The following is an 18,233-nucleotide window of genomic DNA, read 5'->3' as shown; positions in this document are numbered from 1 at the left end:
CTGAGGGGCGTTGAATGACTGAAGCCTGCACTGTCTATCTGTCTGCCGGTTCGAACCTCGGCGATAGAAAGGCCCATCTGAGAAGTGGTATCGACGGCCTGCGCAGCGTGGGGCTTGCCGCGCTCCGGGTATCGTCCGTTTTCGAAACCGAGCCTGTCGGTTTTCTGAATCAGCCGTGGTTCCTGAATATTGTCGTGGAGGCGGAAACACGCCTCACGCCGCGCCAGCTGCTCGCCTGCTGCCTGGAGGTCGAATCCCAGCACGGCCGGGTTCGTTCCTTCCCGGGAGCCCCGCGCACGCTCGACCTTGATATCCTTCTTTATGGTGACCTTGTCATCGATGAGCCGGGCCTTCAGATTCCCCACCCGAGAATGGCGCAACGGCGATTCGTCCTCGAACCGCTCGCTCAGATGGCTCCTGAGGTCCGGCATCCAACGCTGGGACAGTCAATCCACACTTTGTTGGCCTCATGCACCGACTCCTCGCGAGTGACGTTCCATTCCGAGCTCGCCGTTTGAATCCAGAGTTTTGGATGGGGGAATTGGGATTGAAACAAACGGAGCCTCAGACCAGGCATGAGCGAGAAATCAAAAATCAAAAATCCAAAATCCGAAATCGGAAAGATCCGAGAATCAGAGCCCTGTTCCGAAATGAGTTGAAAGAAGGGTGATTTCCATTATCATGTCGCTCCTATGGAGATCATCAACCGTGTCTCACGCATGTCCGCCATAAGTGCCAAGCTCATCTCGAGCGATGTTCAGATCGGGCTGGTTACCACCATGGGCGTCATCCACCCGGGGCACCTCAGCCTCATCGAAGCGGCGCGCGAGATGACGGATCTTGTGGTGGTTTCGATCTTCGTAAGCCGCCTCCAGTTCCTGAGCAACGAGGAATATCTGGAATACCCGCGGGACATCACCAAAGACGTGGATCTGCTCAGCCAGCAGAACGTGGATTATGTGTTTTCCCCGGCCGAGGAGGAGATGTTTCCGCGCGATTTTTCGACGTATGTCCAGGTGGAGAAATTCGGCGAGAAGCTGCCGGGGATACAGCAGCCAGCCTACTTCCGCGGCATGACCACCACCATCCTGAAGATGATCCACATCGTCCGGCCGTCGTTTCTTTTCTTGGGGCTCAAAGATGCCCTCCAGGGCGCAATTTTGCGCAAGATGGTCAAGGATCTTAACCTCGGCACCGAGGTGGTCATCACCCCGGTGGCACGCCACCCGTCCGGCCTGGCTTACGGGACAAGGAACTATTTCCTGACCGAGGCGGAGAAGGCCGCCGCACCCGTGATTTATCGAAGTCTCAGAGCGGCGGAGGAGGCGATTGCGCGCGGGGAGAGACAGGCGAAAAAGCTGATCAATGAGATCATGCGGGTGATAGGAAGCGAGCCGATGGCCAGGCTGGAATATGCCTTTGTCGCGGACCCGGTGAGCCTCGAGCCCATGAGTAAGCTGCAGGGCACGGTGCTGATCGGCGTGGGAGCGCGGATCGGAGCCACTTCGCTGAACGACTCCCTTCTGGCAGAAATCCCTGCAGTTTAAGCCGGTTTTAGCCGAAAATCCCCTTATGGTGACATTTTTGGCAACGACGTTGCGGCCCAAGCGTATGAATCATATCCGCCCCAAAAGGAGGGCGAACATCGTTCAACGATTGTGCTATGCTGAATTATGCTGAGGTATCCGGCTATCGGGATGCCGGAGATGCTGAATTCAGGCTGTAGGTAACTTGACCGATCTCCGGAGGCAAAAGAGCAGGATGAGTCGATTGGCTTTCCCTGGGCGTAAGGCACGTGCGGCTTTGCTTTTTGCTGCGGTTCTGGTTCCGGCTTTTTCCTTCCCTGCTTATGCGGGAACCACCCTCGAGACAATTCAGACTAAGATCGCACAGTTTCTGAAGCGTCCCGGCGTACGATCCGCCGCCTGGGGGATTGAGATCTTTGATCCGGCCACCAACAATGTGGTTCTTTCCGTCAATCCCGACAAGACCTTTCAACCCGCATCGGTTCTGAAGGTGGTAACTACCGCTGCAGCCCTGGAAAAACTTGGTCCCGATTTCCGTTTCCGGACCGGAGCCTACACCGACGGAACCGTTCTGCCCGATGGGACGCTTGCGGGCGACGTCATCCTCGTAGGCCGCGGCGATCCCAACCTGATGGATCCTGCCAGGGAACTCCTGGACAAACCGGCTCTGCAGGAACTGGCCGAGAAGTTACGAGATCTGGGAGTAAGAAAGATCCAGGGGAATGTGATCGGTGACGACAGTTACTTCGAGTTCACGACGCACGGCAAGGGATGGAGCGCGCACGATCTCAGGTCGGTATACGGCGCTCCCATCAATGCTCTCAGCATCAACAATAACGTCTTCTGGGTGCACGTCCGGCCGACAAAGGCCAACCAGTTGGTGCAGGTCAGCATCGACCCGCCGACATCCTACTTCCAGATTCGGAATCTCGGGGTGACGGGAAGTTCCCGCTCTCAGCGCACGATTTCCGCCCGCGTGATCCCGGGCACCACCCGCCTTGTGGTTTCCGGGGTGCTGCCGGCCGCGCACGGTTATAGCCAGGACATTCTTCTCGAGCGTCCCGCAGAAGCGGCCGCCACTCTGTTCAAGGAGGAGTTGCGCAAAAACGGCATCATCGTCAGCGGCTCCGTCCGCGTCAATCATCTCGGGGATCTGTCGCCGGAAGTGCGCCGCAACTGGAGTCTGCTTGCGGAACACCAATCGCCGCCGCTCATCCGGGCGCTGGAAATCATCAACAAGCGCAGCCTCAACCTGCACGCGGAGATGCTGCTCCGGGTGCTGGGCGCCGAATTCGACGGCGCGGGGACGGATGAGGCCGGCTTGAGGGTGGTGAAGAATTTCCTCGAGGGCGCGGGGATCCGCGACGACGACAAGATCAGTCTCAACGACGGCAGCGGGCTATCGCGCGACAATCTCGTGACTCCCAGGTTTCAGACGTCATTGCTGATGTTCCTCTCGACGAGACCCTATTTTGAACTGTTTCTCAACACGCTCGCCATCAGCGGTACCGACGGTACGCTCAAGAACCGCCTTGCCTCGACTCCTGGGGTTATTCACGCCAAGACGGGAACGCTCGGCGACGTGGCCGCGCTTTCAGGCTACATGACCACAAAGTCGGGGCGCAGTTTGATTTTCAGCATATTCGCCAACAACGTGCGCGCCTCTCTTTCGCGCGTCCGGAAGACCATTGATGAGATCTGCGCATTGTTCGTAAACCTCTACTGATGAGCATCCGGGTCCTCTTTTTCGCCACCCTTGCCGACGTAACGGGTCTACGCGAGGCAGAGGTGGACGCAACCGCCTGTACCGACGTCGCTTCGATCTACGCGCGGTTTGCGCGCGAATTCCCGCGGCTGGAAGCGCAGCGGCCTTCCGTCCTTTGCGCAGTGAATTCGGAATTCGCGCGGCCTGACTCGCCGGTGCATGATGGAGATGAGGTCGCCTTCTTCCCTCCCGTCAGCGGAGGTTGAGATGTTCCGTCTTGTCCGCGAACCGATCGACGCCGCTTCTCTGCGCAACGCGCTGCTGCGCCCGGAGGATGGCGCCGTGGTGGTTTTCGAAGGCGTGGTCCGCAACCATGCGCACGGCAAGAAGGTTCGCTACCTGGAGTACGACTCCTATGAGGCAATGGCTCTGAACAAGCTGGAGGAAATCGGGACGCGCGCCCGGAGGGAGTTCGACATCCGCGCTATCGCCATCTTCCACCGGCTGGGACGCATGAACCCGACCGAATGCTCCGTCGCCATCGTAGTCACCGCAGCGCATAGAGCCGCTGCCTTCGATGCCTGCCGCTTTGCCATTGACGCCATCAAGCAGACCGTGCCCATCTGGAAGAAGGAAGTTTACGAAGACGGCGAAGTTTGGATTGAGGGCTCCGACTAGGTCTCGGATCCTGGATTGTGGATTGAAGATCCTGGAACAAAAAACTCGAAGCTGGAGTCGCAGGATCGACTGGCACCCCCCACATCTTCTGCAGCCAGTCCGGATTCAGAGTTCGTGGCGGCCTTCGAGGGCTTTGCTCATGGTCACCTCATCGGCGAATTCGAGGTCGCTTCCCACGGGGAGCCCCAGCGCAATGCGGGTGACGCGAACCCCGATCGGCTTGAGCAGCCTGGCCAGGTAGATGGCTGTAGCTTCCCCTTCAACATTCGGGTTCGTGGCCAGGATGATCTCCCGCACATTCCCTTCCCGCAGCCTTTCGAGCAGGTTTTTCAGCTTGAGATCCTCCGGCCCGACGCCGTTCATCGGCGAGAGCACTCCGTGCAGAACATGGTATTGGCCGTGGTACTCACGGGTCTTCTCGATCGCGAGAATGTCGTTGGGCTCCTCGACGACACAGATGATCTCCTGCGTGCGGCTGGCGCTGGTGCAGTAGTTGCAGGGATCCTGGTCCGAAAAGTTGTTGCAGCGGGAGCAGTAGCGGATCTTCTCCTTCACATCGAGGATGGCGCGGCTGAGGCGCTCTGCGTCCTCGCGCGGGCGGCGCAGCAGACTGTAGGCCAGGCGCTGCGCCGTCTTGTGCCCGATGCCGGGCAGCTTGCGCAACTCATCGATCAGCCGGGCAATGGGCTCCGCGTAGTCGTTCATGGTTTTAACTTCTCGGCCTTGACGGGGCCCGGGAAGGTGTCAAGAAAGGCCTGCACGGCGGGCTCCCGTTTCGCCCTCTCCAGGAGGTCCTCCTCGGCCGGTTTCCCGGGACTGGAAAGGCTCGCCTCAGGTTTGGGCGCATCGGCCTGCACATCATCGAGGAGAACCTGAACCGTCCGGCCTACGGCGGTTGAAGCTGCCTGGGCGATCACCGGCAGATTGTCTTTCAGCTGCCGGCGCAGAAATTCGTTGGGCGGCTGCCCCAGGTCAAGGATGACCACATCCCCGCGGAGTTGCGCACCCGCGAGAGACTGCAGTATGGGTTCCAGCGATTCCTTTGGCACGGCCGTCGCGATCCGCTCGAGCAACCGGCGCGTCCCGGCGCCGCTCCCCGGGGCCGGGGGAGAAGGCGCAGCATTTCCCGGAGGTGGCGGAGGTGCTGGATCCGCAGGGCTTGCACCCCGGGCGGGAGGGGCGACAGCCCGGTTCCGATCTTGCTCGGGAGGCGGCGCTTCATTTCTGGGGCCTGCGGGGCGGTTTGAAGGGGCCGCCGGCAAGCCTGGGCGGGGACCTGATGTCCTCTGAGGTGCACCGCCCTCCACCAGCCGGGCGAAGTCGGCGATCAACTCTTCCAGAGAGCGCATTCTCGGAATCGAAGCCAGCTCGATGAGTCCCATCTCCAGTTGGAAGCGGGTCTGCGTAGCATGCCTCAGATCCGCTTCCACTTTGAGCAGGGCGTCAAACAGCCGCAGCAGGTCCTCCCGTGAAAAAAGCGCGGCCTGTCCGGTCAGTTCGGGCAGCATGCTTTCCGGAACTCCCAGAACAGCGGGATCAGAAACGCCCGCCTTCAACACCATCAGGTCGCGCAGTTGACCCAGGAGGCACCGGCAGAAGTTCTGCAGATCCTGGCCGGCGGCCGCAAGTTCGCCTATGATACTGAGGATCTTCTGCGCGTCGTTGGCGGAAATCGCCCGCACCGTGTTCCCCAGAATCGCAGGTTCGACGAGACCCAGCAGCATAGGGACGTCTTCATCACGCACGGTCTGCCCGCTGAAGGCGATCACCTGATCGAGAGCCGACATGGCATCGCGCATGCTGCCGCCGCTCGAAAATGTAATTTGTTCCAGGGCGGTGGTGCTGATCTGGATGTTCTCGGCGCGCGCAATCGTGCGCAGGCGTTCCAGTATCAACGGAAATTGGATCAGTTTGAAGCTGTACTGCTGGCACCGGGACAGGATGGTCGCCGGAATCTTATGGTATTCGGTAGTCGCCAGGATGAACGCCACGTGCGGCGGCGGCTCCTCGAGAGTCTTCAGCAGGGCATTGAAGGCCGCCGTGCTGAGCATGTGGACTTCGTCTATGATGTAGATCTTGTTCCGGTCGCGCGCCGGACGGTACTGGAGCTCCTCGATCAGGTCGCGAACATTGTCGACACCCGTGTTGGACGCGGCGTCGATTTCGAGGACATCCATGCAGTTGCCCGCCGTGATCTCGATGCAGGAGACGCACTTTCCGCAGGGCTCTCCGGTAGTTCCTTCATGACAATTCAGCGCCTTCGCCAGAATGCGCGCCGTGGTGGTCTTGCCGCTTCCGCGCGGACCGGAGAAGAGGAAGGCATGGGCGACACGGCCGCCCTGAAGCGCATTGAGCAGGGTACGCGACACGTGATCCTGCCCTACCAGTTCATGAAAGGTCTGCGGGCGCCACTTGCGGGCCAGGACTTGATATTGCATAGAGAAAAGGGCCGGGCCCCGGGGAACCTGCGGCACATATAACTGGCCTCTTAATGCTGCTTCCTTCCGGACCTGACATGGTTCGAGGGTTATATTGCACAGGGCCCGAGGCCCGCTAGTATTCCTATCGCGACATCATCTTACGGCATCGCCGGAGGCGAGACAAGACATAACTCCGAAATTCGATCTCCGACTTCCGACCTCCCGACCTTGGGGCTGCACCGGTGGGGCTCAACGATTCCGAGCACACGCGAAAGCGGGCGCTTAGGAGGCATGTTCTTCGGTTGCCAAGGGCTTATCCGGGATAGAAAAAGCATGATACTCCTGAGGGGCCGGCCCTGCCGGGACGTCGGCGTCTGCCCGCAGAAATCCCACCTATTTTATTGAAAGAAAGGCGGGATAAGAGTAGCGTGGCAGCCGGGTAAGAGAAAACTTGATCATGCAGGGCAACTTTTAGTAAATAGGTGCCTTGCTAAGTTGAGAGGTTATGCGCAAGGAGCCCCACTCCTGTCGCGGAACCGGGTTTGCCAGGCTGTGTTGAGCCGCATTTCCGGCCCAGAGGTGGGAAAGAGATATTCATTCATCTGTCCTGCATAACAAACCGCGCTTTTATGCGTACTATTTAATGTCGTCTTCTGCCCCGGCTTGCCGCCACACGCGTAGACGGCTTTCAATGGATTTTAGACATGACCGAACGACCAAGGACATTGGCGGGCCAGCGCCTGATCTGGTATGTGACGACGGTCCTGGTGCCGCTCGCGGTCGCGGCCACCGGCTGCAACCGGAGCGAGTCGCAGACGCCCCAGGCGCCTAAGGGTCCACCCCCCATTCGGGTAGAAGTCACTTCCATCCAGCGCATCTCCGTGCAGCGCCAGGTGGAACTTGCCGGCACCCTGATTTCGCCTGATCAGGCCAAGGTAAGCAGCGAAGTCGCCGGGAGAGTGCAGGAAATACTGGTGGAGATGGGGCAGGAAGTGCAGCCTGGACAGGTACTTGTCAAACTGGATCCACGGGAGCTCGATCTGGCGCTTCGTCAGGCCGAGGGCCTGTTGCGCCAGACCGAAGCGCAGTTGGGCATGGACGGCCTGCGCTTGAATGATCCGCCGCCGGACGAAGAGATATCAACAATTCGCACCGCCATCGCTAATCGCGACGACGCCCACGCCCAGGCAGCGCGTGCCGGCCAGCTGATCAAGAAAGGGCTGATCGCTAAGGCTGACTACGACACTGCTATGACGAGAGTCAAGGTCACCGAGGCCGCGTATCAAGCGGCCGTGGAGACCGTGGCGAGCCTGAAAGCCACCCTGCAGCAGCGACGCGCCGCATATGAGCTGGCGCAGAAGAAGTTGAGCGACGCGGTGATTCGAGCTCCGATCGGCGGGCTGATCAGCGAGCGGCTGGTGCAACCCGGCGAGTTCATTCCGCAGAATGTGCCGGTGGTTACCATAGTGCAAATGAATCCGCTCAAGCTGAAAACGGCGGTCCAGGAGAGGTATGCCGCGCTCATGCGACCCGGCCTCAATGCGCAGTTTAAGGTGGAGTCGTTGCCGGATGTGGTCTTCCCGGGCAGGGTGGCCTTCGTCAGCCCCTCGGTAGACCAGACAACCCGCACCTTCGCGGTTGAGATCCTCGTCGATAACAATGATCGCCGGTTGAAACCCGGTTTCTTCACCAAGGGCGTCATCCACACACAGAAAGACGAAAATGTGCTCGCGGTATCCGAAGCGGCGGTGTCTACTTTGGCCGGAGAATCCTCGGTATACGTGGTTGAAAAGAACGTGGTCAGAAAGCAGTCTGTGGTTCTGGGGGCTCACGTAGGCGACAGTATCGAGATCATTTCCGGCCTCAAAGGGGATGAGACTCTGGCAACTACCAGCCTGAGCGAAATGGCCACGGGAGTTCGAGTTGCGGTTGGTAAGGGCGGAGCCGGCCCTTCCGTTGAAGGTGAGGGCCGGGGAGGACCGGGACGCCCGGGTCGGGGAGGGCGGCAGAAATGAAGTTGGCAGATGTGAGCATCAGACGACCCGTCTTCGCTTTCATGATGACGACCGCCCTCGTGGTGCTGGGCCTGTTCTCCTACCGGAATCTTGGTCTGGATTTGATGCCCAAGACCGACTATCCCACGGTCACGGTCATGACCCGTCTCCCGGGGGCAAGCGCCGAGGAGATCGAGAGCCAGCTCACCAAGCCCATCGAAGAGGTCGTAAACACGATCAGCGGCATCGATGAATTGCGTGCCACCTCCGATCAGGGATCCTCGCGCGTGACCATCACGTTCGTCCTGGAAAGGGATATCGAGGCCGCAACCCAGGATGTGCGCGACAAGGTGGCGACGATTGTCAACCAGTTTCCCCGCGACACCCTGCCGCCGGTAATCCAGAAAATGGACCCGGATTCATCGCCGATCCTCACGCTCGTCATTTCGGGCCAGCGCTCCCAAAAGGAAATCACCGAGATCGTTGACAAGAAGATCAAGCAGGTGCTCGAAACGGTGCAGGATGTCGGCGAGGTTCTTTTCATGGGCGAGCGGCACCGGGAAATCCAGCTGCTGCTCAATGCCGACCGCCTGAACGCCTACGGCCTGACCGTGGACCAGGTGCGGTCAGCGGTGGAGAGACAGAACGTCGAGATACCTGGGGGAACCTTCATCGCCGGGCCCTCGGAGATCGCGCTGCGCACGATGGGGCGCATCAAGAACGTGGCGGATTTCAACCGTATTATCATGGCGTATAAGAACGGGTCCGTGATCACTTTCTCCGATATCGGGCGCGTGGTCGACACGGTCCAGGAGATCCGCAGTCTGGCGACCCTTGAAGGGAATCCGTGTGTTTCGCTCATGATCCGGAAGCAGTCGGGCACCAACACTGTTGAGGTGGTCGATCGTGTCCTGGACCGGATGGAGAAGCTCAAACCCTCCCTCCCGCCGGACATACGGGCGATCCCCATTCGCGACCAGTCGCGCTTTATCCGGCGCTCGTTCGAGGACATCCAGCTCCACCTCATTTTGGGGGGCCTGCTGGCCAGTGTGGTGGTGTTTGTCTTCATCCGCAACATCCGCAGCACGCTGATTGCCGCTGTCGCCATCCCCGCGTCGATCATCGGCTCCTTCACGGTCATGAAGGCACTCGGCTTCACCTTGAACAACATGACCATGCTGGCGCTGTCGCTCGCCACAGGAATCGTGATCGACGATGCCATCGTAGTGTTGGAGAACATCTTCCGTTATGTCGAGGAGCGCGGATCACCGCCACGGGAAGCAGCATCCAAGGCAACCGCGGAAATCGGCCTCGCGGTCATGGCGACGACTATGTCGCTCGTCGTGATCTTTATGCCGGTCGCGTATATGACCGGGCAGGTCGGACGCTATTTCTTCAGTTTCGGCATCGTCTCCGCCAGCGCAATCCTCATATCGATGTTCATCTCTTTCACTCTGACGCCCGCGCTTTGTGCGACCTGGCTGCGGCCGGCGGATGCCGGCGGACACGGGAAGAAATCGAAATCGCGCGGCCTTTATGCGTTTGTGGACCGCGTTTATGGGCACATGCTCGGATGGTCCCTGCGCCATCGCATCGTCATGGTTGCCATCGCCCTTGTCGTCACGGCTTCGGCCGCTTATCTGTTTCCCAGGGTCGGCAAGGAACTCGTGCCCGACGATGATCAGAGCGAGTTCAGCGTAAACGTGAGGTTGCCCAGAGGGACCAGTTTCGAGCGGACCAAGCAGTATGTGACCCCCATTGAAGCCGACCTCAGAAGGCTGGGACCCGAGGTCCAGATGATCCTGACCAACGTGAACGCCGCCAGCGCGAACTTTTACGTTGCCCTGACGCCGCTCGAGAGCCGCAAGGTCTCACAGCAGGATATGATGCGCCGGGCGCGCATAGTGCTCCGCAAATACCGGCAAGCTCGCATCAGTGTTTCGGGCGGCACTGACCTTTCAGGTGCGTCAAGCGCCGGCGGCCGCGGCGGCGGCGGGGGGGGCGCGAACCGTCTCAATGTGCTGATCCAGGGGCCCGACATCGAGCAACTCCAGGCCTACGTCACGGAATTGATGGCCAAGGTCAGAACCATTCCGGGAGTGGTCGACGTCGACACCAACTTCGAGCCGACGCAGCAGGAGTTGCGCGTGAATGTGGATCGTGCGCGCGCCGCGGACCTCGGCGTGAGGATAGACTCTCTCGCTTCCAGCCTCGGACTGCTGGTCGGGGGCAATGAAGTCTCCAAATACAAAGAGGGCGATGACCAGTTTTCGGTGAAGCTGCGGCTCGACGAGCAGTTCCGCAACAACCCGAAACTCATGGGTGAGTTGCTGATTCCGTCCAATCTGGGCACGGTCAAGGTGAGCGATGTGGCACAACTGGCGCTGGAGAACGGGCCCGCCTCCATCGATCGCTATAATCGCCAGCGCCAGATCTCAGTGAACGCCAATCTGGACAGAGTTCCGCTCATGCAGGTCATCGATGCCACCAAAACAAAAGTAGAGGAACTCAATCTCAAGCCCGGCTACATGGCGGTTTTCGGCGGCAGCGCCAAGACCCTCGCCGAGGCCTCCAATGACTTCATAATAGCGATACTACTGGCCATAGCCTTTATCTACATGGTGCTCGCCTCCCAATTCAACAGCTTCGTCTACCCGGTGAGCATCATGACGGCTTTGCCCCTCAGCCTGCCGGCAGGGCTGCTCGCACTCATGGCGTTCGGCATGACGATCAACGTCTACAGCGCCATCGGGCTGATGATGTTGTTCGGCATCGTGAAGAAGAACTCGATTCTTCAGGTGGACTACACCAACACGCTGCGCTCCCAGGGAATGGAACGTCATGATGCCATTATTGCCGCCAATCATGTCCGGCTGCGGCCGATTCTGATGACGACCGTCGCGATCATCGCGGGCATGCTCCCGATTGCGTTTGGAAAAGGCGCCGGAGCCGGATCGCGGGCTTCCATGGCGGTTACGATCATCGGGGGACAGATTCTCTGCCTGCTGCTGACCTTGCTGATCACCCCGGTGGTCTATTCCTACTTCGACGATCTGCGGGAGTGGCGTCCGGCCCACCTGTTCGCCTGGCTGCGGCGGCCAGGCAAGGCTCCGGCTGCGGCGCCGCCGCCGGAGCCGCTCGGCTGACGGGTTCCATACTGCGAAACCCGCGAGGGCGGTTTTCTTGGGTTTCGCAGTTGCCGCCTTTTCAGTTTTTCGCGCGGGACTTCCTCGGCGACTCCGGATAGACCGGGGTCACGCCGTATCTCCCTCCAGCCCAGAGCGTAAGGAGTGAGGTAATGCCCGCGAGCGCCCGCTTTTCATCTTCCTCGTGAATGACCAGTCCATAGGTGTCTGCGACAAAGTGCAGGTTCGCAAGCACCTTCGCCGCCCGACGGCGCTCGATCCATCCGTGCCAGAAGGCCACCTGGTCCAGCACCATCTCCCCATAGCGACGGAGAAACTCGCCGAGGGAAAGGATATTCGAGCTTAAGGGAGTACGGGCCCGGCAGATTGCCAGCAGGTCTTCGACGTACTTGTCCCACTGGCGGGCAAAATCCCTGTTTTCGGGTCGGCGCAAAAACCGGGCGCGCGCCAGCGACACACGAGCGCGCGTCTGGGTGCGGAACAAAGGGATGACGGGATGAAAGTCATACAGCGTCTTTGCCTCGCCCTTCTCCTCCTGGTGATAGACCCAGCGGCTCTCAAGCTGCTTCCAGGTGAGAATCACCAGCACCGCCACGTCACGGCTGTCGAGCACGATAAAGCGGCCCTTCTCCTCCTTCACAATCGTCACCCAATGACTCCACTCGTTGATGCATACCAGGCAGGGGAGGCCAAGGCGCAAGTGCTCGACCAGGTCCCGCCGCGCCTCGCCTGAGTCCTCGCTGCGCTCGAGCAGGAGATCGCAGTCGAACTTGCGCGCCGCCCGCGCCAGTTGGAATTCGTTCGTGCCTGAGAGCCTGTTCGCTCCCGACAGCTTCGAGATGGCGCTTTCGTCGGCAAGAATGCCCAGCATGATCAGAGCGTGCTTCAGTGCGAATGGCCCGCACTGCCAGCGATTGGTTTGCGGAGAAAATCCCATGAATCGGCTCCTAATTGGTTTCCAACCTTCCCAAAAATGCAGAATTCTGCTTTAATCGATGCGCGAGGCATAGCAGGTACGTCTACCCTGTCGTCGAAAAAACCTTCGGGGCATACAGCGATACGCCCCGCATCCGGAATCCGAGCTGATGTTCTCATGACCCGACGTTCCAAAAGCAAACAGGCGTCAGTAGCCGTCATTTACAACAACACCGGCGTTGACCATTACGAGCAGCTGCGCGATATCGATCCCTCCACTCTCGATTTCACGCCCGTATACCCGCTCCAGGTAGCGACGGTCCAGGAAGAATACCATGCCATAGTCAACGCCCTAAAAACAGAAGGTTATCATGTAACTCTGCTCAACATCGAAGACGATCTCACCCGACTCCAGCGGCTCTTTGCCCACACCTCGCCCGACGTGATTTTCAATCTCGTCGAGATGTTCCACAGCGATCCCCAGCTCGAGTCGGCCATCGCCGCGCTTTTCGACCTCTACCAGATCCCGTACACCGGCTCGGCGCCCTTTGCACTCGATCTCTGCCAACGCAAGTCGATTACAAAGCAAGTCCTCATGAAGCAGGGGATCGCAACACCAGGCTATCGGCTCCTGCGCACACCCAAGGTTCCGCGCGCGCATGGTCTCCTATACCCGTTGATCGTCAAACCGGCGCAAGAGGATGCCAGCCTGGGGGTCGAGGCTGGATCGGTGGTATATGATTACGGACAGCTCGTCAGCCGTGTCAACCTTGTTTTTGAGTCGTTCGATCCGCCCGTGCTGATCGAAGAGTTCATTCCGGGGAAAGAACTGCACGTGGCAATCCTCGGCAATGACCGGCCTCAGGTGCTGCCGATCATTGAGTTCGATTTTTCGGACCTGCCGGAGGACCATCCCGCCATTATCACCTACGATGTGAAATGGAATCCTCTGGATCAGGCCTACCACAAAGTGCATGCCATCTGTCCCGCTCAGCTTTCCAAGAAGGTCGAGCAGACAGTGAGGGAACAGGCGCTCCAGGCCTATCAGGCGACCTTCTGCCGCGATTACGCGCGGATCGACATGCGCTTGACCGAATCCGACACCCCCTGTGTGCTCGAAGTCAATCCCAACCCGGATCTCACCGAAAGCGTCTCCTTCATGGAATCCGCAGAACGGGCCGGCATGTCATTTTCCCAGACCCTGGGCAAGATCGTCGGCTTCGCACTCGCGCGCAGGAAGAAGCGCCGCGTGAAGCCCTCCCGCGGGGGCAACTGATTGACCCGCATCTGAACCGAAATCCAACCCCGGCCCGTGAGGACCGTCCTGTGCTGCCGCATACGCTAATCATGGGGGAGCGAATGCCCGATAAGTGTTTGAGGGGCTTTGAGCATCGATATGAATCGAGCCTGCGCACGAGTCATGCCGGTCGCATGTCACGATTGCCGCTACTATCTCGTTACCTGGGATGTCCAATTTCCTCACGGCTGCCGGGCGCACATCTTAAAATCTAAAAAGAGTCCTTCACTGCAGGTGTACGAGGCCTCCGGCTTGGAATGCCAGCTTTACGCCCCCAAGAAGCCGCGTGCCGCCGTAAGCGGCGAACCCCAGTCGCGGGACGTGAGTTAGACCTGAAAGCAGGAACAGCCGAGATGACAGGACGCTGGGACTGCACAGCGGCAGGGATTTCCCGGCAGACGTCCCCGCCTCTTTATCCGGATCATTCGTCAAGCCGGGCCGCCAGGATGTTCTCCAGGCGCTTCGCGTCGCGCCTGAGGTGGATCGTCTTTCCGCCTGTGACATACACCAATCCCGGCTTCGCCCCTTTAGGCTTCCTGACATTCTTGACCGGGGCGACGTGAACATCGGCCTGGCGTGCGTCCTTCAGCTTCGAGAAGTGAACCGCCAGTTCGCAGGCATCGAGCATTGATTCGGCAGGCGGATCGCCTTTCCCTCCGGTCCGCAGGATCACGTGACTGCCGGGATAGCCCTCCAGATGAAAAAAGAGATCGTTGCCGCGTGCCAGCCGCGTGGTCAGATAATCGTTCCCCTCTTCGCTGCGCCCGACCCATATCTCCAGCCCCTGCTCTGTCCGGTATCGCTTCGGGCGCAGTCGGCCAGGGATTTCTTTTCTGCCCGGCTCAATCGTCGCCGTCCGGGGTGCGCTCCGCTTCCGGTCGGGGTAGGCGCGGGATAGCAGCTTGCGTATGCGCGGCTCGGCAGCCAGAGCCTCAAGTGCCGCAGGATCGGGTGCCGGCAGCCCAGGTATCCTGCTTAGCCGGCGCCGGAAATCGGCAAGTTGCTCCTGTGCCCCCCTCAAGACTTGCAGCTGTTCCTGAAGCGCTTTGGCCCCACGGATCTCCTTTTGATAGCGCTTGAAGTAGACAGCCAGGTTCTCTGCCGGCGTCAATCTGGGGTCAAGGGAAATCGCCACCTGGCTTCCACTCTCGAAATCGGTGACCGTCACGGAGTCGGCACCAGGCCGGATCGAGTGCAGCGCCAGTTTCAGCAGTTCGCCCTTGTGCCGGTAGCCCTCTGCCTGAACTGCCTCCCCTAGGTCCTGGAGCAGGTTCACCGCCTTGCGCTCGAGAAACTCCGCCTCCTTGTTGAGGACGTATTCCAGCCGGCGTCCGAGCACCTCCGCATCTTCGATCCTCTCCAAGCCGGCATAGGTTTCTTCGATGGCCTCCAGATAGCTGTCGTCGGGAATGTGCTCCCACCGATCGGCGCCTTCGGATTTCGGACCCCCTTCCGGATCGATCCAGGGCCGCCCGATAACCAACGCGCGCCGGGTTTCAGCCAGCGGGCGCATTGCGTACAGAAGGACACCGTCCGCATCAAGCAGATAGATGTTGCTCCTGGCGCCAAGGATGGAAAGAACGATCTCGAATCCGCCGGTGTGAGAGCCCAGGCGGATTCCAACGCGCCTGTCGTGCGGAGAGGTTGTGGTGTGCTCAAAGGTAGCGCCGCTGAAATGAGCGCGCAGGAACTGGGCGAAAGCCGGCGGAACCGGCGGAGCCTTGGGTATCTCCCGGAGACCGCTGATGCGCGCGAACCGCGGCCGGCACGACAAGAGCACAAGATGCGTCGCCGCCTGACGGTAGAACTCCAGGATGAGCTGATGATTGTCAGCCTGCACAAGGCGCTGCAACCTGGCTCCCGAAAGTCGCGCTGCCGTCACCCTGGCGGCGCGCTGCACTTCCCTCAAACTCAACATGGGATCCCACCGCAATAGCCGCTACTAGAGTCAAGGCACGATCACCGTGCGGACGCGGTCACCGTACCGATCCAGTTCATCCAGGACCCCGTTGACCACATCGGCATCAAGAGGCACTGAGTGTGTGATCACATTGGTCAGGTTCAGCTTGCCCTGCTGCGCAAATTCGATGAGCAGCGGCATTTCCTGGGCCAAGTGGTCTGCCACACCGATCACTTCGGCCTCCGGGCTCAGGAGCTCGCCATAGGAAGCGATCTCGAATGTGCGGTCGCTCAATCCTGCTATGGCAGCGCGTCCCTGAACTGCCAACGATTGAACAGCCTGTCGCATGGTCAGTGGCAGTCCAATCACTTCGACGGACACATCCACACCCCTGCCCTCAGTCCGCCTCCGGATCTCCTTGACGGGATCGCCCTTGGAGGCGTCGATGGGGATCGCTCCAAAACTCTCCGCCAGCCTCAGCTTGACCGGGTTGATGTCCACGGCATACACCTGAAGCGCACCCAACGCCTTTGCCAGTTGCACCGCCGAGGCGCCCAAGCCTCCCACTCCAAAAACGGCGACGGTTTCACCCCCCTTGACTCGCGCCTTCTTCAGCGCATGGAGCGAGGTGGAGGATGAGCACATCATGACGGCGCCTTGCTCAATGGATATCTCAGGCGGCAGGTGGAATATGCTGCGTTCCGGCATGCTGATATAATCGGCCCAGCCGCCATCGCGATGTTTGCCGATCATTTTTCCTGAGCCGCAAAACTGCTCGCAACCCCGGCTGCAGTAATGACACTGCCCGCAAGAAACCAGATAATGAACGCAGACCCGGTCACCCGGCTTGAAAGCGGATACCTCCGAGCCAACCTCTTCGACCAATCCCGCGACCTCGTGGCCCAATGTTACGGGCATGGGCCCCACCTTCGTCACGCCGGACCGATAATGGGCATCTGAATGGCAGATACCTGCTGCCTTGACGCAGACAAGGACATCTTTCGTGCCCACGCGGGGGACATCGATCTTCTGCATTTTCAACGGCTGCTTTTGCTCAAACAGTCTGACTGCGCGCATGTGCTCTTAATCCCTCCTGTGGTAAAAGTGCCCCCGAAGGGCAAACACGAACGACCGATTATCGCTCAAAAACCGTTGTGAAGAGTACGAAGAAGACAGATTTTCAGATTTTTATCCTGCTCCATGCTGCGCCATGGCCGTCGCAGCCCGCATGGGAGCCATTGACGGCAGGTATCGTTGACATCCAATAACAGGGATTGTAGGGTAGGCGCGTGCGATATCCGTGGGGCAGTAAAAAGCGGCTCTGGCTGCTTCTGCTGACGCTGGGAGTATTGGGGCTGGCGGTGTGTGTTCCGCCCTCCAGGGTCATCACAACTGTGCGCCTGCTCGTGTTGGTCCGGCGTGTGGCATCTGGAGATATCGAGAAGAATCCGACAGTTCACGAAGAGAAGATCGTCCGTCTCATAGGGGGATTTGAGCAGGAGGGGATCGTCTATCGCCCTGCGGGCTCATCCCCCGCCAGCGGCGTTGTATTGGTGCCGGGGATAAGTGAACTGGGCTGCAACCACCCTCGGCTGGTCGCGCTGGCCCGCGCCCTCGCCGGCACGGGATTCCTGGTCTTGACCCCCGACATCAGAATGTTCCGCGAGTTTCGGATCTACCCTCCGCCGTTGGATGAGATCTCTTTCTGGCTGCGCGAAGCGCGCAGGGTTGAGGGCGGACAACGGCTCCGTCGCGTTGGGCTCGCCGGCATCTCGTTCTCAGGAACCCTCGCCTTGATCGCGGCCGCCCAGCCGCAGAATCGAGACCAGGCTGCCTACATCCTGGGTATCGGCTCCTTCGACGACCTTGTCCGCTGCAGCTCGTTTTGGTTCGACGCCGGGCCGGTGACGGTCGGCCCCGGCTACTATCCGACTCGCTTTTACGCCAAGTGGATCATCATGCTCGCGGCCGTTGATTTGCTCCCGGCTGAAAGGGATCGCCAGTTTCTTGAGAGTGTCCTACGCAGCCTCCTCCTGCAAAAGGACGTTCCATCGCCCCCGGTTGCGGTAACCGACGTGGGACGGCGCTGGCACAGGCTTGCGCTCATGCGCGAAGATCAGGCAGACCCTGAGCTCGCGCATCAGATCGAAAACCACGTGGTTGAGATACTGTACCCGGGCGTTTCCACCAGCCGGCCCGCTGCCGAGATTCGCTGCCCGGTATTCCTGGCCCATGGAGCCTATGACGATCTGATCCCGCCCGAGGAGAGCCGCAGGCTGCGTGAGAAAATCGTCCAGGCCAGATCCTATCTGTTGATCAGCCCCTTCCTCACTCATACCCACCCGTGGGAGAAACCGTTGAGCTGGTGGAAAAAAACGGCCGCCGCTTTCGATCTTTTTGTTTTTTTCTATCACCTCACTGGAGCCCTTTAATTTCCAGTTTGCCGTAGACATGAAAATCCTGGTGCGCTTACCTGCACGGCTTGCGCACAAGTGCTGCAGCGCGAAGAGCTACGCTGCTGCGTACGCGGCGAAGGCGCTTGCCCAGAGCCCATTCGTGTTCTTCGTGACATTTGCGGCTGCATTTTGCCCGCAGTGTCTGAGTCGCAGGGCCGGCAAGGCAGTCGTGGAGCGAGCAAGCGCGCGCCTGGGA

General features: G+C 59.8%; 14 protein-coding genes and 1 other RNA gene. 9 read left to right on the top strand and 6 right to left on the bottom strand.

All coding sequences use genetic code 11. The features are described from left to right. Positions 1-14 precede the first annotated feature (14 nt). The 5 genes from folK to LAP85_03905 all read left to right on the top strand — a co-directional run bounded on the left by folK (position 15) and on the right by LAP85_03905 (position 3,909). The gene (gene folK / locus LAP85_03925; protein MBZ5495527.1) at positions 15-518 is read left to right on the top strand and encodes a 2-amino-4-hydroxy-6-hydroxymethyldihydropteridine diphosphokinase; all 504 of its coding nucleotides are present in this window, start codon (positions 15-17) and stop codon (positions 516-518) included. A 174-nt stretch (positions 519-692) separates the two neighbouring features. Next, positions 693-1,547 (top strand): pantoate--beta-alanine ligase, encoded by an 855-nt coding sequence (gene panC / locus LAP85_03920; GenBank protein ID MBZ5495526.1) that lies wholly within the window; start codon positions 693-695, stop codon positions 1,545-1,547. Positions 1,548-1,761: 214 nt separating this feature from the next. Further along, positions 1,762-3,252 (top strand): D-alanyl-D-alanine carboxypeptidase/D-alanyl-D-alanine-endopeptidase, encoded by a 1,491-nt coding sequence (gene dacB / locus LAP85_03915; GenBank protein ID MBZ5495525.1) that lies wholly within the window; start codon positions 1,762-1,764, stop codon positions 3,250-3,252. Then, on the top strand, positions 3,252-3,497 hold the full coding sequence (gene moaD / locus LAP85_03910) for a molybdopterin converting factor subunit 1 (GenBank protein MBZ5495524.1): 246 nt from the start codon (positions 3,252-3,254) through the stop codon (positions 3,495-3,497). Before dacB ends, moaD begins: the two co-directional genes overlap by 1 nt. Position 3,498: 1 nt before the next feature. Continuing rightward, entirely contained in the window at positions 3,499-3,909 is a 411-nt protein-coding gene (locus LAP85_03905; protein ID MBZ5495523.1) for a molybdenum cofactor biosynthesis protein MoaE, read from the top strand. A gap of 105 nt (positions 3,910-4,014) precedes the next feature. Here the strand turns inward: LAP85_03905 and recR are convergent, their stop codons facing one another. The 3 genes from recR to ffs form a co-directional block, all read right to left on the bottom strand. Beyond that, on the bottom strand, positions 4,015-4,614 hold the full coding sequence (gene recR / locus LAP85_03900) for a recombination mediator RecR (GenBank protein ID MBZ5495522.1): 600 nt from the start codon (positions 4,612-4,614) through the stop codon (positions 4,015-4,017). After that, positions 4,611-6,347 carry a DNA polymerase III subunit gamma/tau gene (gene dnaX, locus LAP85_03895; GenBank protein MBZ5495521.1) on the bottom strand — a complete coding sequence of 579 codons (1,737 nt, stop codon included), beginning with the start codon at positions 6,345-6,347 and terminating at the stop codon, positions 4,611-4,613. The genes recR and dnaX overlap by 4 nt, the downstream gene beginning before the upstream one ends. 13 nt (positions 6,348-6,360) lie before the next feature. After that, positions 6,361-6,458: signal recognition particle sRNA small type (gene ffs / locus LAP85_03890), an RNA gene on the bottom strand. 575 nt (positions 6,459-7,033) lie between these two features. Here ffs and LAP85_03885 point away from each other — a divergent pair. Both LAP85_03885 and LAP85_03880 read left to right on the top strand, forming a co-directional pair. Next, a complete protein-coding gene (locus LAP85_03885) occupies positions 7,034-8,344 on the top strand; it encodes an efflux RND transporter periplasmic adaptor subunit (GenBank protein MBZ5495520.1) in 1,311 nt (436 codons plus the stop codon). Then, positions 8,341-11,469 carry an efflux RND transporter permease subunit gene (locus LAP85_03880; GenBank protein ID MBZ5495519.1) on the top strand — a complete coding sequence of 1,043 codons (3,129 nt, stop codon included), beginning with the start codon at positions 8,341-8,343 and terminating at the stop codon, positions 11,467-11,469. The genes LAP85_03885 and LAP85_03880 overlap by 4 nt, the downstream gene beginning before the upstream one ends. Positions 11,470-11,530: 61 nt before the next feature. Here LAP85_03880 and LAP85_03875 read toward each other — a convergent pair whose 3' ends face one another. After that, on the bottom strand, positions 11,531-12,406 hold the full coding sequence (locus tag LAP85_03875) for a hypothetical protein (GenBank protein MBZ5495518.1): 876 nt from the start codon (positions 12,404-12,406) through the stop codon (positions 11,531-11,533). A gap of 156 nt (positions 12,407-12,562) precedes the next feature. On the opposite strand from LAP85_03875, the gene LAP85_03870 reads away from it, so the two are divergent. Beyond that, positions 12,563-13,660 (top strand): D-alanine--D-alanine ligase, encoded by a 1,098-nt coding sequence (locus LAP85_03870; GenBank protein ID MBZ5495517.1) that lies wholly within the window; start codon positions 12,563-12,565, stop codon positions 13,658-13,660. A gap of 442 nt (positions 13,661-14,102) precedes the next feature. Here LAP85_03870 and LAP85_03865 read toward each other — a convergent pair whose 3' ends face one another. Both LAP85_03865 and LAP85_03860 read right to left on the bottom strand, forming a co-directional pair. Then, positions 14,103-15,599 (bottom strand): NFACT family protein, encoded by a 1,497-nt coding sequence (locus LAP85_03865; GenBank protein ID MBZ5495516.1) that lies wholly within the window; start codon positions 15,597-15,599, stop codon positions 14,103-14,105. Positions 15,600-15,629: 30 nt separating this feature from the next. After that, positions 15,630-16,658 carry a zinc-binding dehydrogenase gene (locus tag LAP85_03860; GenBank protein MBZ5495515.1) on the bottom strand — a complete coding sequence of 343 codons (1,029 nt, stop codon included), beginning with the start codon at positions 16,656-16,658 and terminating at the stop codon, positions 15,630-15,632. A 212-nt stretch (positions 16,659-16,870) separates the two neighbouring features. Between LAP85_03860 and LAP85_03855 the strand changes: the two genes are divergently transcribed. Beyond that, positions 16,871-18,013: an alpha/beta hydrolase gene (locus LAP85_03855; GenBank protein MBZ5495514.1), complete on the top strand. Its 1,143-nt coding sequence runs from the start codon at positions 16,871-16,873 to the stop codon at positions 18,011-18,013. Positions 18,014-18,233: the final 220 nt, after the last annotated feature.

It is taken from the genome of Terriglobia bacterium (genome assembly GCA_020072565.1).
Classification (GTDB): Bacteria; Acidobacteriota; UBA6911; order UBA6911; family UBA6911; genus JAFNAG01.
Note: the sequence above shows the minus strand (reverse complement) of the source record. Positions and strands in the feature narration are given on the sequence as shown.